Below are 15,206 nucleotides of genomic sequence, written 5' to 3' on the forward strand. Positions count from 1 at the left end.
TTACGCCAAGGCTGTGAACCGTGCGACCCGCCCGCTCAGGGAGCCGCCGGCGGCCGCCCCGTTGTCGCCTGCTCGCTGAGCTTGAGTATGGACTGGCTGAGGACACCGACAGCCCGCGCCATCTCGCGCGCAAGGTTGAGCAGCAGCAGACCGAAGTCATCCGGTTCGCTGAGGTGCAGCTCGTGGAACTGGCCGGCGGTCACTTTCACCACCAGCGTGCCCGCCTGCGCCGATACCGCAGTCGCGGTGCGATCGTGCAGGGCGATCATGGGCACGAAACCGAATTCCTCGCCACGCAGGTGCTGCCGCGTCAGCACGTGAAGATGGTCCGTGCTGACATACAGATTCATGGCGCCGCGCAACACCACATAGAAGGAGTCGGTACGCTCGCCGGCACGGTAGACGACCTCTCCGGCATCGAGTTCGAAAATGCTGCCCTCGCACAGCAGCCGCCGAACCACCCGGTCCGACAGGGCTCCGAATGTGGAGAGCTCCCGAAAGAATTCGGGGCCCCAGGCTTGCAGAAGCGACTCGCCGTCCACCGACTTCATATAAGGGCCTGCGCGCGTTTGGGTCAGGAACGGCCGCACGGTTGCGACCTTGATCCAGACAGTATATCAGCCGTACAGTAGACGCCCGCCGACCGCGTTGGCGACCGTCAGCAACCCGAGCACCAGGTTGATACCGACAATGCGGCGGATCTGGTTCAGCTGCTGACCGGCGCCGGGCCAGTCGGCACCGTCGACCGCCTGCTGCAGGCGCCGGAAGGGCGCGAAGTAGAGATGGGCGAACAGCGCCATCATCAGGTATCCGCTGACCAGCATCAGGTGCACATGCAGTCCCACGGCGGCGAAACCGCCGTAGAGCGCGATCATCCAGTGCCCGGTGATGATCAGCACCAGCACGCAGGCCCAGACCCAGCGGAAAAAGCGGCCGAACAGCGCCGCCCAGAGCCGCAGACGCTGCGGCGGCTCCAAGATCGACGCCGCCACCGGGCGCAGGCAGACATAAGCGAGAAACATGCCGCCAACCCAGATCACGGCGGCGAGCAGGTGCAAGGTGATAGCGTAAGGCATCGAGCGTCCCTGTGTTGTATGTGGTGTCAGCCATGGAAGCACAGAATGAAGCTTCGGCCAATCGGGACTATGCTGCAGAGATGCCCGTTTACCGGGCTCCCCCCGCCCTTCCACTGGATGCCCTTGATGATAACGCAGCACGGCCTCGACCCAAGATACAGGCTTGCGATGGGACTGGCATTTCTGCTCTGGATGTCACTTTCACCGCTGCTGCGTGCAGCCACGCCGGACTACCTCGAGGAGATTGCCCCCATTCTCGAGCGGCGCTGTGTGGTCTGCCACGGCTGTTACGATGCGCCCTGCCAGCTCAAGCTCAATACCTGGGAGGGCCTGGTACGCGGCGCCAACCCTGACCGAATCTACGACGTCACCCGGCTGCTGGCCGCGCCCCTGACCCGGCTGGAAGATGCCGAGGGCGCCGGGGCCTGGCGCGAAAAGGGCTTTCACCCGGTATTGGGTGACACCCGCGACAGCAGCCTGATGCTGCAGCTGCTCAAGCTCAAGCAGCTGCACCCGCTGCCAGCGGGTCCTCGGCTGCCCGACGGTTTCGATCTCAGGCTCAACCGCGATCAGAGCTGCCCGGCGCCCGGGGATTTCGACGACTATGCCGACGAGCATCCGCTCTGGGGGATGCCCTACGGCCTGCCGGCACTGCCTGCGCAGGAACAGCAAGCTCTGCTGAGCTGGCTCGAAGCCGGCGCCCCCGGGCGGGCGAAAAGCTGGCCAGTGGCGCCTTACAGCGCCGCCATTGCCGACTGGGAGGCGTTTCTCAACCAGCCGTCGAACAAGGCAAGGCTGATGAGCCGCTACATCTACGAGCACCTGTTCACCGCCAGTCTGCATTTCGACGCCGTCGGCAGGGGCGACGCCGCGCCCACCTTCTTCCGGCTGGTCCGCTCCAATACACCACCGGGGCAGCCGGTCGTGGCGATCGCCAGCCGCCGTCCCTACGACCCGCCCGGCACGGAGCGCGTCTACTACCGGCTGATACCGCTGCAGGATGCGGGCCTGGCCAAAACCCGTCTACCCTACGCGCTGAATCCGCGGCGCCTGCAGCGCTGGCAACAGCTGTTTCTCGCCCCGGATTACAGCGTCGACAGGCTGCCCGGCTACGATCCCGAAAGCGCCGCCAATCCCTTCGTCACCTTCGAGGCATTGCCGGTCAGCAGCCGATACCGCTTTATGCTCGACGAGGCCGGATTCACCATTCGTGGCTTTATCAAGAGCCCGGTCTGCCGGGGTCAGGTGGCGCTTAACGTGATCAACGACTATTTCTGGGTGTTCTTTGTCGACCCGGAGCTGCTGCAGGCCGAAGGCGAGGCGCGCTTTCTCGCCGAACAGCGGGACAAGCTGCGACTGCCCGCCGAAAGCAGCGCCGGCCTGCTCAACTGGCTGCGATATGCCGAAAAAGAGGCCGACTATCTGGACGCCAAGCGCCACGCCGTCGAACGCTTTGCGCGCCGCGTGCCACCGTCGCTTGACTACCTGTGGGATGGCGACGGCGACAACAGCAACGCCAGCCTGACGGTATTCCGTCATTTCGACAGCGCCACCGTGGTTCGCGGCCTGCTCGGCGAGAAGCCTCAGACCGCCTGGCTGATCGGCTATCCGACCCTGGAGCGCATTCACTACCTGCTGGTAGCCGGCTTCGATGTCTACGGCAACGTGGGACACCAGCTCAGCAGCCGGATCTACATGGACTTTCTGCGCATGGAGTCGGAGTTCAACTTTCTCACCCTGCTGCCCCGCAGCGCCCGAGAAGCGGTACGGGACCACTGGTACCGCGACGCCGGCGAACACGTGCGTGACTACCTGTCCCATATCAAGGGCTACCTGTTCGACCGGAAGCTGCTCTACAACGGCGACTCGGCGATCGAGTTCAGCAGTTCAGCGCCGTTGCCGGAGCTCTACGACATGCTGCGCCAGCACTTTGCAGACCTGCAACCGGCCGGGGCCAGGCCCAAAGACAGCAGCGCGCCGCCAGGGGTTGTCAGGACACTCGTGCGGCTGCAGTCGCTGCAGGGCGCGGGGCTTGCGCTGTTGCCGGAAATCTCGCTGATTCGGGTCGATGGCGACGACGGTCAACGCTGGTATTTCACGCTGCTGCGCAACAGTGCCCACAGCAATGTCTCGGAGCTGTTTCACGAGCAGGACCGGCGCCTGCCCGAAGAGGACAGCCTGCTGCTTGCCACCGGCGTGCTGGGAGCCTACCCGAACCAGTTCCTGCGCGTCGAAGCCGGGGATGTGGAGGACTTTGTCGAGCGCCTGGCCCGGGTGGACTCGGAGCGCGCCTACCGCAAGATGCTCGACCGGTACGGCATCCGCCGCACCGCCGGCGATTTCTGGGAATACAGCGACAAGCTGCTGCTGGACTACCAGCGGATACAACCGCTGGAGGCCGGCATACTCGATTACAGCCGGCTGGAAAACCGCTGAGACCGGCTGTTGAAAGACCGTATCGAGGCCGCCAAGGCAAAGCGCCGAGGACTCGCAGGAGCGGCGCCTCGCCGCGAATAGCCGCCTTGGCCAAAAGCTTCGCCGCGGGGAAGTGCCCGTAAGTTTGGGTACGCGGCTCCTGCGAATTCACACCCTGGGTTGCATTCCCGACAACAGGCTGGGCTGGGGATCAGGGCCGGCACTGCCGGCCGTTGGCAATCAGCGCAGCACCAGGAAAAAGACCCCGCGACCGCGCTGAACCTGCAGCAGCACCTGGTCCTTGTCCTTCGCCAGCGCCTGCTCGACCTCCTCGACCGTCGACACCTCGATACGATTGACACTCAGCAACACGTCGCCCGGACGCAGACCGCTTGCCGCGGCACCCGAGGAGCGCTCCATGCCGGTGATCTTGACGCCGCCGTCCGGGCTTGGCGCGAGCTCTACGCCCTTGAGCAGCGGATGTATCTCACTGCCAGCCAGCGTCATCGGCTCACCGACCTTGACCTTGATCTCCTGTTCTTTGCCGTCCCGCAGCACGGTCAGGGTGACGGTTTCGCCGATGTCGCTGAAGGCAATGCTGTTGCGCAGCTCTCCGGTGGTCGGGGTGGCACGGCCATTGACCGCGGTGATCAGATCGCCGGACTCGATGCCGGCCTTTTCGGCCTCCGAGTCTTTCTTGACGTCGGTGACCAGCACCCCGTGCTGACCGTTATCCAGCTTGAAGGCCTTGCGCAGCGCCGGGTTCATGTCCTGGATGGCAACGCCGATCTGGCCGCGTTTCACTTCGCCGTGCTCGACGATCTGTTCGAGACTGGCACGGGCCATATTGACCGGAATCGCGAAACCGATGCCGACGTTACCGCCGCCCGGGGCAATGATGGCGGTGTTGATGCCCACCAGCTCGCCGTGCAGATTCACCAGGGCGCCTCCGGAATTGCCCGGGTTGATCGACGCGTCGGTCTGAATGAAGTCCTCGTAGCCTTCAATGCCGAGACCGGTGCGGCCCAGCGCGCTGACCACGCCCGTGGTGATGGTCTGACCGAGGCCGAAGGGGTTGCCGATGGCGACAACGAAGTCGCCGACGCGCAGGCTGTCGGAATCGGCAAGCGCGACCTCGGACAGGTCATCCGCCTCGATGCTGAGGACCGCGATATCGACCTCGGGGTCGGCACCGACCAGCTCGGCTTCGAAGGTACGGCCGTCGATCAGTGACACCTGGATCTCGTCGGCGCCCTTGATGACGTGGAAGTTGGTCACGATGATGCCGTCGCCGGCGTCGACAATGACGCCGGATCCGGCGCTGGCCTGGCGGCGCTCCTGACGGGGACGGGCCTGCTCGTCCGGAATATTGAAGAAGCGACGGAAGAAGGGATCGTTGAGCAGCGGATTCTGCTCGCGCTCATGCCTGGCGTAGGTGGCGATATTGACGACAGCCGGATTGACCTCCTCCAGCATCGGCGCCAGCGACGGCAGCTCCCTGCCCGCAGGGTCGCTCATCGGCAGCGCCGCACTGGCGCCTAGCGAAAGGGTGCAGAGCAGCAAAACCATCAGATAACGGATTTTTCGTGTCATATCCTTTTCTCCTGTAGCATCAGTCGGTCAGTCGCGCCCGACCTGCGGTGATTCCGCGAAAGCGAACGAGTGTCGAGGTAATCATGCTCTGCTCCCGACAACGCCGCGCGCGCGAGGACGCCGTCTCCTGATATGGAAAATTCACGGTACATCGATGATGGAGAACCCTGATTCAGGAGAGTGCGGCGGGAGGCGCGCGAATGGAGCTGCGGGTCTTGCTTGCGGAGGGAGCGAAAAACGGCGGCAGGGATTCGGGCAGCAGCCGGTAGCCGGTGGCCACACCCGAGACCGCAACGGGCAGGACGCTGTTGTCCAGACCGCAACAGGCGGCCGGTTCCGGAGCCGAATGCAGCACCAGCGACTCGACGCCAACCGACTGCACCGCCGTCGCCAGTTGCGAGCGGTCCGCCGCCTCGACACCCAGCGAGAACAGCAGCAATGTCAGACTGTAGAGCAGCGCTTTCACTGTTGTTGCAGCTCCCTGCAGCAGTTGCAGACCGGCGTCGTCGCAGGTCCGTTGGTAGCAATGATTCCGGAAACTGTAGAGTGCCCGACCGGCGATAAGTTCGATACCGATCGCAAAATTAAGGCCTTTCCAGCGCTTCGATCCGATGCGCCTGCAACTGCAGCCGGTACATGGACGCGTAAAGTCCCCCGGGGATGCGCATCAGCTCATCATGGCTGCCGGCCTCGACGAACTCGCCGTGGGACATCACCACAATGCGGTCGGCCTGACGCACCGTGGAAAGCCGGTGCGCCACCACGATCAGCGTCACCTCGCCGTGCAGCTCCGCCAGCGCCTGCTGCACCACCTGCTCGGTTTCGCTGTCGACGCTGGAGGTTGCCTCGTCGAGCAGCAGGATTCGCGGCGAGCCCGCCAGCGCGCGGGCAATGATCAACTGCTGTCGCTGCCCGGTCGAGAGCCGGGTGCCTCGTTCACCGAGTTCGGTATCGTAACCCTGCGGCAGCGCCGCGACCACCGGATGCAGGTGCGCCCGCATCGAGGCCTGCTCGATAGCGGCCATCGGCAGCCCCCGCCCCATGTCGATGTTGTCGCGCACCGTGGCCGCCAGCACGAAGGGCTCCTGCGGGATCAGCCCGATCCCGGCACGCAACGCGGCCTGACTGAACGCCGGCAGGGGTCTGCCGTCGATGCGGACCTCCCCCGCCACCGGTTGATAGAAATTCAGCAGCAGATTGAGCAGCGTGCTCTTACCGCTGCCGGTATGGCCGACCACGGCGTAGAAACCGCCCGCAGGCACCTCGAACTCGAGCTGGCGGAGCACCGGTTTGCCCGGATCATAGTGGAAGTCCACCGCGCTGAAGCACACCGCCCCGCGCTCGACCCTCGCCTCGGCTCCGGACCAGGTTTCCTCGGACTCCTGCAGCAGCTGCTGTACCCGGGCACCGGCGACCATCGCCTGCTGGTAAAGATTGAAGCGCTGGGTAATCTCGGCCAGCGGCTCGGTGAATCGACTGAGATAGTTGAGAAAGGCGTACAGCACTCCGACCTCGGCAAACCCCGCCTGCACCTGCAGCCCGAACCCCCAGACCACCGCGGTCAGCACCAGTACGCTGAGCAGGTCGATGGCAGGGCGCAGGAGCATGGCGCCGGCGCGCACACTGCGCATTCGCGCGCGATAATAGTCAACGTTGAGCCCGTCGAAGCGGTCGATGAAACCCTGCTGGCGATTGCATGCCTGGATCACCGGCATGCCGCCAATGGACTCCGATATCGAGGCGTTGATGTCGGAACGCAGCTGCCGCGTTTCGCTGACCGCGGCGCCGCTCAGACGCTGATAGAGATAGATCACGCCGACCACGCTCGGCACCAGCAACAGGGCAATCAGCATCAGCTGCAGATCGAGCAGCGCCATCGCCACGATGATGCCGAGCAGCAGCACCAGGTTGGTCAGCACCACCGACAGAAACTGCACGTAGAGATCCTTGATCGCCTCGGTATCGTTGGTGATCCGGCTCACCAGTTGACCGGTGATGGCGCGATCGTAGAATGCCAGCGGCAGGCGCAGCACCCGGGCGAACACACGCTTGCGAATATCCAGCACGGCGCCGAGGGCCATCTCGGAAAAACGCAGGGTCTGGCGGTAACGCAGCCAGGCCGCGGCCGTTTGCGTCAGCAGATAGGTGCCGCCGAGCAGCGCCAGCGCCCCCGGTGCGAAGTCGCCGGCCAGCAGGTGATCGTCGATGAAGATCTTGATCAGCACAGGGCCCGTGACATCGGCGGCGGTCGCCAGCAGCAACAGCAACAACGCCCGGGTCAGCAGGCCGCGATCGCGCAGTACGTAACCGCCGAGCAGGCGCAGCGCGCCGCGCCGCTCTTTCGCCTGCACTGAGCTGTCAGAACGCATCGAGACTCGCCTCCAGCTTCTGATAGCGGTACATGCGGCCGTACCAGCCGTCGCGCGCCATCAGCGCGGCATGATCGCCACGTTCCTGCAGATGGCCGTGGGACAGGACCAGTATCTCGTCGGCATGCTGCAGCGCCGACAGCCTGTGGCTGACGATGATGCAGCTTCTGCCGTGGCGTTCGTGGCGCAGGGCCGCCAGGATGCGCTGTTCCGTCTGGACATCGACCGCCGAGAGAGCGTCGTCCAGCACCAGCACCGGCGCATCGCTGAGCAGCGCCCGCGCGATCGCCAGACGCTGGCGCTGACCGCCGGAAAGGGTCAGGCCGCGCTCGCCGACAAGGGTGTCATAACCCTGCGCCAATGCGACGATATCCTCATGTACCGACGCCAGTCGGGCCGCGTTTTCGATCGCCTGCGCGCTGGCACCCGGACGGCCAAGCGCGATATTGTCGCCGATGCTGAGGCTGAACAGAAAGGCGTCCTGGGGCACGTAGGCGAAGCCGCGGCGCAGCGCCGAAAGGCTGAGGGCTGGCAGCGGCTGGCCGCCGAAGCGGATCTCGCCGTCGCTGCGCTCCCAGTAGCGCATCAGCAGCTGCAGCAGGGTGCTTTTGCCGGCGCCGGTGGGGCCGGCAATGCCGAGCACACCGCCGGCCGGCAGGCTGAAGTCGATCGACTGCAGCGCGGGCGAGCGACTCCCGGGATAAGTGAAGCCGAGCCCCTGAACGACGATATCGGCGCCGTCGGGCATGCGCACCCCGCTGTCGTCAATGCTGTCGGGCGTCTTGAGCAGCTGCTCGATACGGTCGAAACCGGCACTGCCGCGCTCGACGATGTTCAGCAGCCAGCCAAAAGCAAACATCGGCCAGATCAGCTGACCCAGGTAGAGGATGAAACTGGCCAGCGCCCCCACCGTCAGCGACTGCTGCAGAATCAGCCAGGCGCCGTAGCCGACGCTGAGCGCGAGCGCCGCCGCCATGCAGAGGAAAATGACCGGCTCGTACAGCGCCTCGCTGCGGGCAACCCTGTAGTTGGTGTCCGCCGCGTCCTGGGCAATGGCGGCAAAGGCCAGATCCTCGGCCCTTTCGCGCCCCATCGCCTTGACCAGCCGGATACCGGACAGCGCTTCCTGGGTGCGGTCGTTGAGGCGGGAAAACTGCTCCAGCGCACGCTGAAACTGATGGTGTACCGCGCTGGAGATACGGTAGAAGCCGAACGCCATCAGCGGAAAGGGCAGCAGCGCCACCAGCGTCAGGCGCCAGTCGATCACCACCAGCATCATCAGCAACACCAGCACCAGCGTGAGCGCGCCGTCGAAGCCGGACAACACGCCTTCGCCGGCGGCAAGTTCGACGGCGTCGATATCGTTGGTGGCCCGCGCCATCAGATCGCCGGTGTTGTGAACGGTGTAGAACGCCTGCCCCTGCCGGGTCAGGCGCTGGAACAGGCGCAGACGCAGCAGGTTGCCCAGCCGGTAGGACGTGCCGAACAGCACCAGGCGCCAGCCGAAACGCAGGCCGTAGAGCGCCACTCCCAGGGCCAGCAATGCCAGCAGCTGCAGACCGGCTTTACCGTTACCGGCCACCAGCGCATCGATGGCGCGACCAACCAGCCAGGGGACGGCCATGTTGAGCACGGCAACACCCGCCAGCATCAGCAGCGCCAGCAGATAGGTACGCCGGTGTTCGCGGAAAAACCATCCCAGTTTGACGAAAAGTGCCATCGTATCCCTGATACAGCCGGACCAGTCGGATGCAAAGCATAACCCGAAGCGGCCTTCGGTCGTAAACCGTCAGTCACTCCCCATAGCCGGTCATCTCCAGATAGCCTTCGCCTGCGTGACTGCCGCCGACCGTTACCGGCCCCTCCCAGTATCGAAGCCGACCGCTGTTCCAGTAGTCGCCCGGCCAGGCGGCGATATCGAGATCCAGTCCCGCCTGCGGCATCAGCAGTCGCCACGCCACCGGCACCCGACCGAAGCGGCTGTCGCGGTGTCCGGTCGGCGTCAGTTGGTAATCCCCGTCAGCCAGTACCCGGTATCGCCCGTCGGCCTCGACCAGGGTCGCGGTATGGTAGTCATCGTCGCCGCGGATGCGAAACAGCATCAGGTGGCGCCCGTCATCGAGATGCAGCGCCAGCCAGTCCCAGCCCTGCTGTTCGGGCAACAGATACTGGCTGCTCCACTCGCGATCGAACCAGCCCTGACCCGACACGCCCTGGTGTCGGCCATCGATCTCGACGCTGCCGTCAATGGCGATAGATGGATAGCTGAAGTACATCGAACCGCCACCGTCGGCGGATTTGGCGCTGAAGCCGTTGTCGCCGTGCAGCACCACCGGCAGCACGGGCTGCAGGTCGAGCCGGTAAGCGAAGTCGTCCGCCCGAACCGCCAGTCTCCAGCGGCCGTCCGGCTGCTGAGCCATTTCCCAGTCGTCGAGCCAGGCATGGAAGGGCTGCGCCCGGGCGCCGGCCTGCCCCGCGCCGCCGCGGGCGCTGCGCGAGGCAAAGCGATGATCGTCGGGGCGACTCAGGGCCGCGTGCGCCAGCCAGACCTCGTCGCGACGCCAGCCGGGCGCCCGGTCAGCGTTGGGGCCAGGCCGCAGCCCGAGACGGAACAGCGTCCACTGCACGCCCACCGGCTGATCGTCGTCCGTGCGCAGGTTGGCGGTCAGGTACCACCATTCCAGGCGAAAGCGCCGGTGCGGGCCGAGATCCCGGGGCAACCCGATTTCCATGCCGGGGACCGCCTGCGCAAAGCCCTCCCCCTGCCCGCTCAGCGTCGCCACCGCCTCGTCCCGGCCTTCGTGGTCACCGCACCCGGCCAGCAGTAACGCGAGCAGGCACCCTAGCAGGATCCGCAGGCGGCGCAATGGCCCCGGCGCCAGCCGCTCAAGCCAGCCTGGCGCCATGCGCAAAGCCGGCTGCAACCAGGACCGTCGCGCCCACGAGTTATTCATTTTTCAGTGACTCCAGCCTGACCGGATCGCCCTGTACCAGGCCGGCGAGCGCGCCGATCAGCAGGCACAGCAGCCAGACCTGCAACCAGAATCCGGGATAGAGACCCAGCGGCAGCGACCAGCCGAACGCCGCCGGGTTGATCTTCGCCACCAGCACCCAGCCGAGGAACAGCCCCAGCGGTATCGCCAGCAAACCGAGCAGGCCGGTCACCAGCATTGCCTGCAGCACCAGGATCCGGCGCAGCTCGTTGCGCGGCAGCCCCCAGGCGAACAGCAGGCTGTAGACACCGCGCCGCAAACGCAGCATCGCCAGCGCCATCAGCGCCAGGGCAAGTCCGGCCAGAGCCAGGGTAAGGTGCTCCAGCGTGCGCGTAAGCCGGAAGGTACGGTCAAAGGCGGCCCGCGCCGCGGCCTTCAGGCTCTGCTGGTCCCGCAGGCGGCTGTCCGCCAGCCAGTCATAACGTCGGGACCAGTCCGACCAGTCGGCGCCGTCGAGTTGCAGCACGAAGCTTGCGTAGCGGCGCGGCAGATCGGCGGGCAACGCCTCGAGCGGCAACAGCACCTCAGCTTCCGGACGGCCATAATCGGCATAAACGGCCAGGACCCACCGCTGCAGCAGCTGCTCGCCAAGGCGCAGCTCGACGCGCTCGCCCGGCGCCAGAGCGCGACGGCGCGCCAGCTGCTCGTTGATCAGCACGGCATCGTCGTCAAGCATCTGCCAGGGTGCCGGATCACCGGCCAGAAAGCGCCAGCCGCCCAGCAAAGGCGAGCCCGGATCGACCCCGAGAATATCCACGGGCCTGTCGTTCAACAGTCCCTGCCCCCGCACCATCGGCAGTACCCCGGCGACACCGGGCAGCGCTTCAAGCCGGGCGCGCCAGTCGTCAGCGGCCGGCAAAGGCCGTCCCGGATCGAGGTACAGATCGCCCTGCAGGCGCTGTTCCAGCCAGCGCTCGAAGGTGGACTCGAAGCTGGCGACCATCGCCTGCACCGCGACCGAAGCGGCGACGGCAAACGCCAGTGCCACCAGTGGCAGGCTCAGCAACCGGCTCAGCGCGGCCATTTCCGAACGCGACCACTCCCAAAGCGAGCCCGCACCCGACCCGGTCCGGGGCTCCAGCAGCCACGCCAGCAAAGGCGGCATCAGCAGGCCCGCCGCCAGCAGGGTCGCGGCACTGGCGGCGTAGATAACGCCGAGGCTTTTCGCCGTCAGCAGCACAGCGCCTGCCAGCAGCAGCAGGGCCACTACCGGGGCCAGACGCCGGCGCCCGCCTCCTTTGCCGGCACCCGGGCGACGCCACAGATCGAGCGCCGACCAGGCTGTCAGCGACAGCAGAAGCAGCAGCGCGCCTGGTCCGACATCGATAAAGGCCGCAGGCCCGGCCATGGTTCCGACATCGTAGAGCCCGTCCAGGGTGGCCTCGAAGCCGTCGCTCAGCAGCCTGGCCAGCAGCAGGCCGCCGCCGCTGCCCGCCAGGCCGCCGATCAGCACCAGCAGCAGTACTTCGAGACCCAGGCAAAGATGCAGGCGTCGACGCGTCACGCCAACGCGGTGCAGGATGTCCAGCGTGCGCCGGCGCTGCACCAGCGCCAGGCGGTAGACGCTGCGCAGCAGCAGGGCCGCCACCAGCAGCGCCAGCAGCGCCAGTGCGTCGAGACTGAGCAGAAAAGCATCCACCAGCGGGTCGGACTCGACGCCGTAATCGACCAGATGCCGCCGATAACCGGCCGGCAGTGCCGCGCTGCCGTCGGCGTCCGACAACAGCTCGAGCCGGGTCTCCTGCGCACCGCTCAAGTGCTCGACGACGGCGATATCGGCAAGCAGCAGACCTGCCGGCAGCTGCGCCACGACCTGGCCCTCGAAGTCCGGTTGCGGGCGCAGCCGGCGCCAGTGCGCCAGATCCCCGGCTCGCCCCAGCACCAGAGGCCTATCCAGCGCGTCTAGCAACAGCGGCAACTGCGCTGCGCCGCTGCCGGCATCGCCGAGGCAAGCGGCGCTGAACGGATCGATGCCGAGCAGTCGCGGCGCATCGGCACCGATACGCAGTTCCAGCTGCGGCGTCACGCAGGCCCCGGCGCGGCGCAAGTGGGCAAAATCGGCCACCGTCACCGCCTGCCCGTCGTTGCGCTCGATCGCGAACCGCGGCTGCAAAGCCTCGCTGGCCCCGGCCACCGCCTCCCGCGCCCCGCCGGTCAACGCCTGCACGCCACTCCAGAGCGCCGCCGCGCACGCCAGTATCAGCAACAACGCCGCCAGCTGGCCGGGATGGCGCCGGTAGTGGCTGAAAAAGACCAGCGCTACGGACATGGCACCAGCCCGCCCTCATGCAGGCGCAGGACCCGGTCGCAGCGCCCGGCAAGCTCGGGGTTATGGGTTACGATCAGCGCGGTCAGCCCACGCTGGCGCACCGCCTCGACGAACAGCGGCATCACCCGGGAGGCGGTGGCCTCGTCCAGACTGCCGGTGGGTTCGTCGGCGAGCATCAGGCGCGGCTCGATGGCAAAGGCGCAGGCCAGCGCGGCACGCTGGCGCTGGCCCCCGGAAAGCTGGTCGGGATAGCGCTCGGCCACCGCAGCGATATCGAGCGCTTCGAGCAACGCTGCAGCGCCGTCGGCCGATCGTCCGGCGAGACCTGCCCGAAACGCCAGATTGCGCGCCACCGTCAGTGTCGGAATCAGGTTGCCGTCCTGAAACAGGGTCGCGATGCGGCTTCGTCGCAACGCCGCCCAGGCGTCATCGTCGGCCGGGGTGCTGCCGAAAACCTCGAGCACGCCGGCATCCGGCCGCGACAGGCCGTTGAGCAGGTTCAGCAGCGTGCTCTTGCCGCATCCCGAGGGCCCCGTCACCGCAACGGTTTCGCCAGGCTCGAGTTCGAGCGACAGATTGTGCAGCACCGCGACCGTTTCGCGGCCGTTGCGGTAGCTTTTGCAGAGATTGCGCGCCTCTATCAACCGATCGCTCATTGTCCCTGGTCCTGTCGTTGCCCTAGTGGGCATCTGTAACGAAGTGCCGGCTGGTTTGATGGGTTACTCGATACCCTTTAGGCAGAAGATCTAAAATCATCTGTGGTGCATCGCCGTCCCCATCCTACCAACTGCCAGCTGAAGCCAATCGATCTGTACGGCGATCGATATGACGGTTTCCCTGAAAACCGCTCCTGCGTTTACAGGATTTCCACCCTCCCTGGTGGTTACGCGATGCCTGTACTTTGCTGCAGACATAGATCCCCCTGCGATGCATCGCTAAACCCTTCCTCCAATCCGGAGTTCCGATAACCCGGGTACCAACCACACGCCTCACGCCTCACGCCTCACCACTCACCACTCACCACTCAGCACTCAGCACTCACCACTCACCAGTATACGGTGTAAGCTAATATAGCTAGCTAACTTGGGAGACGTGCGATGAACAGGCAATCGCAAACTCGGCGGCGGTTTCTGCAGAGCCTCGGCACCGGCGTGGCCTGCCTGGGCGCTCAGAGTCTCTGGCTGCCCGGAGCCTTCGCCGAGCAGTTGACGGCAACGGTGCGCCAGACGGAAGGCCCCTTCTACCCGGACCGGCTGCCGATCGATCGCGATAACGACCTGCTGATCGTCGACGACAGCCTGACGCCGGCGGACGGTATTGCGGTGCATCTTCACGGCCGCATACTGGATCTGCGCGGACGCCCCCTGCACGGCGCGCTGGTCGAGATCTGGCAGGTGGACAGCAAAGGCGTCTACCTGCACAGCGGCAGCTTCGGCCATGCGCGCCGTGACAGCCACTTTCAGGGCTATGGCCGCTTCGAGACCGGCAGCGACGGCAAGTACTACTTCCGGACCCTGAGGCCGGTTCCCTATCCGGGCCGCACGCCCCATATTCATGTGGCCGTGTCCCGGCCCGGCCAGCCACGCTTCACGACCCAGTGCTACATTCGCGGCGAAGCGCAGAACCTGCGCGACGGTCTTTTCACCCGGATACCGGCGGCACTGCGAGAAACGGTGCTGACGGACTTCGTGCCCAGGCCGGAAAGCCCGCTGGAGCAGAACGCCCGCTTCGATATCGTGCTCGGGCTCACGCCCGCAGGCTGAGACGTTCGACCCACGGAGATGATCTGCATCAGGCACAACCCCTCGCCCTCTGTTACGCTTGCGATAGAACACCGCTTTCGATCGCCACACTGATTCGAGGAGATAGGCATGTCGAATATTTCCCGCCTGCGCGACTTTATCCAGGCCTTCACCGCCCTGATCGACGAATACGGCGACGACGAGGCGCGGATGCTCGACTCGGGCGAGGCGCTGCTGGCCGATCTGATCCGCCACGACGACTGGCTGCCGGAGGCCTTCAGCCGGCCGGATTCGGGCAGCTACCGCCAGTACCTGCTGCACTGCGACGCGCTGGAGCGCTTCTCCGTGGTCAGCTTCGTCTGGGGCCCGGGCCAGAGCACGCCGATACATGATCACACGGTCTGGGGCATGATCGGGGTGCTGCGGGGTGTTGAACGCTGCGAGGAGTTCGCACCGGACCCGCAGACCGGCAAGTTGCTGGCGCTGGGCAGCCACGAACTGCATTCGGGCAGCATCGATCTGGTTTCACCGCGCATCGGCGACATCCATCGCGTCTCCAACGCCCTGCCGGACGCACCGACCGTCAGCATCCATGTCTACGGCGCCAACATCGGCGCCGTCAGCCGTCACAGCTACGATAGCGCCAGCGGCGAACAGAAGCGCTTCATCTCCGGTTACTCCAACGACGAACTGCCGAATCTATGGCATCGCTCCGATGAGTTGACCCCTTGAGTCAAGCCTCTGTCCGC

The 15,206-nt window shown here is 65.8% G+C and carries 12 protein-coding genes; 3 read left to right on the plus strand and 9 right to left on the minus strand.

Going from position 1 to position 15,206, the window contains the following annotated elements:
- Window positions 1-35: 35 nt before the first annotated feature.
- Together IEX85_RS11585 and IEX85_RS11590 are read right to left on the minus strand one after the other, a co-directional pair.
- The gene (locus IEX85_RS11585) at window positions 36-551 is read right to left on the minus strand and encodes a cyclic nucleotide-binding domain-containing protein (RefSeq protein ID WP_188860752.1); all 516 of its coding nucleotides are present in this window, start codon (window positions 549-551) and stop codon (window positions 36-38) included.
- A 66-nt stretch (window positions 552-617) separates the two neighbouring features.
- Window positions 618-1,076, minus strand: coding sequence for a DUF4149 domain-containing protein (locus tag IEX85_RS11590; RefSeq protein WP_188860753.1), 459 nt, complete (start codon window positions 1,074-1,076; stop codon window positions 618-620).
- Window positions 1,077-1,244: 168 nt separating this feature from the next.
- On the opposite strand from IEX85_RS11590, the gene IEX85_RS11595 reads away from it, so the two are divergent.
- Window positions 1,245-3,512, plus strand: coding sequence for a fatty acid cis/trans isomerase (locus IEX85_RS11595; protein WP_229721889.1), 2,268 nt, complete (start codon window positions 1,245-1,247; stop codon window positions 3,510-3,512).
- A 219-nt stretch (window positions 3,513-3,731) separates the two neighbouring features.
- On the opposite strand, the gene IEX85_RS11600 is transcribed toward IEX85_RS11595, so the two are convergent.
- From IEX85_RS11600 to IEX85_RS11630, 7 genes are all read right to left on the minus strand, one after another.
- Entirely contained in the window at window positions 3,732-5,084 is a 1,353-nt protein-coding gene (locus IEX85_RS11600) for a DegQ family serine endoprotease (protein ID WP_188860754.1), read from the minus strand.
- Window positions 5,085-5,256: 172 nt separating this feature from the next.
- Window positions 5,257-5,550: a hypothetical protein gene (locus IEX85_RS11605; RefSeq protein ID WP_188860755.1), complete on the minus strand. Its 294-nt coding sequence runs from the start codon at window positions 5,548-5,550 to the stop codon at window positions 5,257-5,259.
- Between the two features lie 118 nt (window positions 5,551-5,668).
- Window positions 5,669-7,453, minus strand: coding sequence for an ABC transporter ATP-binding protein (locus IEX85_RS11610; RefSeq protein ID WP_188860756.1), 1,785 nt, complete (start codon window positions 7,451-7,453; stop codon window positions 5,669-5,671).
- Window positions 7,443-9,173 (minus strand): ABC transporter transmembrane domain-containing protein, encoded by a 1,731-nt coding sequence (locus IEX85_RS11615; protein ID WP_188860757.1) that lies wholly within the window; start codon window positions 9,171-9,173, stop codon window positions 7,443-7,445. The genes IEX85_RS11610 and IEX85_RS11615 overlap by 11 nt, the downstream gene beginning before the upstream one ends.
- 73 nt (window positions 9,174-9,246) lie before the next feature.
- The gene (locus IEX85_RS11620) at window positions 9,247-10,407 is read right to left on the minus strand and encodes a lipocalin-like domain-containing protein (RefSeq protein ID WP_229721890.1); all 1,161 of its coding nucleotides are present in this window, start codon (window positions 10,405-10,407) and stop codon (window positions 9,247-9,249) included.
- Entirely contained in the window at window positions 10,400-12,715 is a 2,316-nt protein-coding gene (locus IEX85_RS11625) for an FtsX-like permease family protein (protein WP_188860758.1), read from the minus strand. Before IEX85_RS11625 ends, IEX85_RS11620 begins: the two co-directional genes overlap by 8 nt.
- The gene (locus IEX85_RS11630; RefSeq protein ID WP_188860759.1) at window positions 12,706-13,371 is read right to left on the minus strand and encodes an ABC transporter ATP-binding protein; all 666 of its coding nucleotides are present in this window, start codon (window positions 13,369-13,371) and stop codon (window positions 12,706-12,708) included. The genes IEX85_RS11625 and IEX85_RS11630 overlap by 10 nt, the downstream gene beginning before the upstream one ends.
- 441 nt (window positions 13,372-13,812) lie before the next feature.
- Here IEX85_RS11630 and IEX85_RS11635 point away from each other — a divergent pair, with 441 nt between their 5' ends.
- A complete protein-coding gene (locus tag IEX85_RS11635) occupies window positions 13,813-14,478 on the plus strand; it encodes a dioxygenase family protein (RefSeq protein ID WP_188860760.1) in 666 nt (221 codons plus the stop codon).
- A 108-nt stretch (window positions 14,479-14,586) separates the two neighbouring features.
- Window positions 14,587-15,189 (plus strand): cysteine dioxygenase family protein, encoded by a 603-nt coding sequence (locus tag IEX85_RS11640; protein WP_188860761.1) that lies wholly within the window; start codon window positions 14,587-14,589, stop codon window positions 15,187-15,189.
- Window positions 15,190-15,206: the final 17 nt, after the last annotated feature.

It is taken from the genome of Marinobacterium nitratireducens, from assembly GCF_014645375.1.
In the GTDB taxonomy this organism is placed as follows: Bacteria; Pseudomonadota; Gammaproteobacteria; order Pseudomonadales; family Balneatricaceae; genus Marinobacterium_A; species Marinobacterium_A nitratireducens.

What these genes read in the sequence shown, in the direction of transcription:
- IEX85_RS11630 (WP_188860759.1), bottom strand. Translation starts at nt 13,371, where the DNA reads ATGAGCGATCGGTTGATAGAGGCGCGCAATCTCTGCAAAAGCTACCGC.
- IEX85_RS11625 (WP_188860758.1), bottom strand. Translation starts at nt 12,715, where the DNA reads ATGTCCGTAGCGCTGGTCTTTTTCAGCCACTACCGGCGCCATCCCGGC.
- IEX85_RS11585 (WP_188860752.1), bottom strand. Translation starts at nt 551, where the DNA reads ATGAAGTCGGTGGACGGCGAGTCGCTTCTGCAAGCCTGGGGCCCCGAA.
- IEX85_RS11640 (WP_188860761.1), top strand. Translation starts at nt 14,587, where the DNA reads ATGTCGAATATTTCCCGCCTGCGCGACTTTATCCAGGCCTTCACCGCC.
- IEX85_RS11610 (WP_188860756.1), bottom strand. Translation starts at nt 7,453, where the DNA reads ATGCGTTCTGACAGCTCAGTGCAGGCGAAAGAGCGGCGCGGCGCGCTG.
- IEX85_RS11590 (WP_188860753.1), bottom strand. Translation starts at nt 1,076, where the DNA reads ATGCCTTACGCTATCACCTTGCACCTGCTCGCCGCCGTGATCTGGGTT.
- IEX85_RS11620 (WP_229721890.1), bottom strand. Translation starts at nt 10,407, where the DNA reads ATGAATAACTCGTGGGCGCGACGGTCCTGGTTGCAGCCGGCTTTGCGC.
- IEX85_RS11595 (WP_229721889.1), top strand. Translation starts at nt 1,245, where the DNA reads ATGGGACTGGCATTTCTGCTCTGGATGTCACTTTCACCGCTGCTGCGT.
- IEX85_RS11635 (WP_188860760.1), top strand. Translation starts at nt 13,813, where the DNA reads ATGAACAGGCAATCGCAAACTCGGCGGCGGTTTCTGCAGAGCCTCGGC.
- IEX85_RS11600 (WP_188860754.1), bottom strand. Translation starts at nt 5,084, where the DNA reads ATGACACGAAAAATCCGTTATCTGATGGTTTTGCTGCTCTGCACCCTT.
- IEX85_RS11615 (WP_188860757.1), bottom strand. Translation starts at nt 9,173, where the DNA reads ATGGCACTTTTCGTCAAACTGGGATGGTTTTTCCGCGAACACCGGCGT.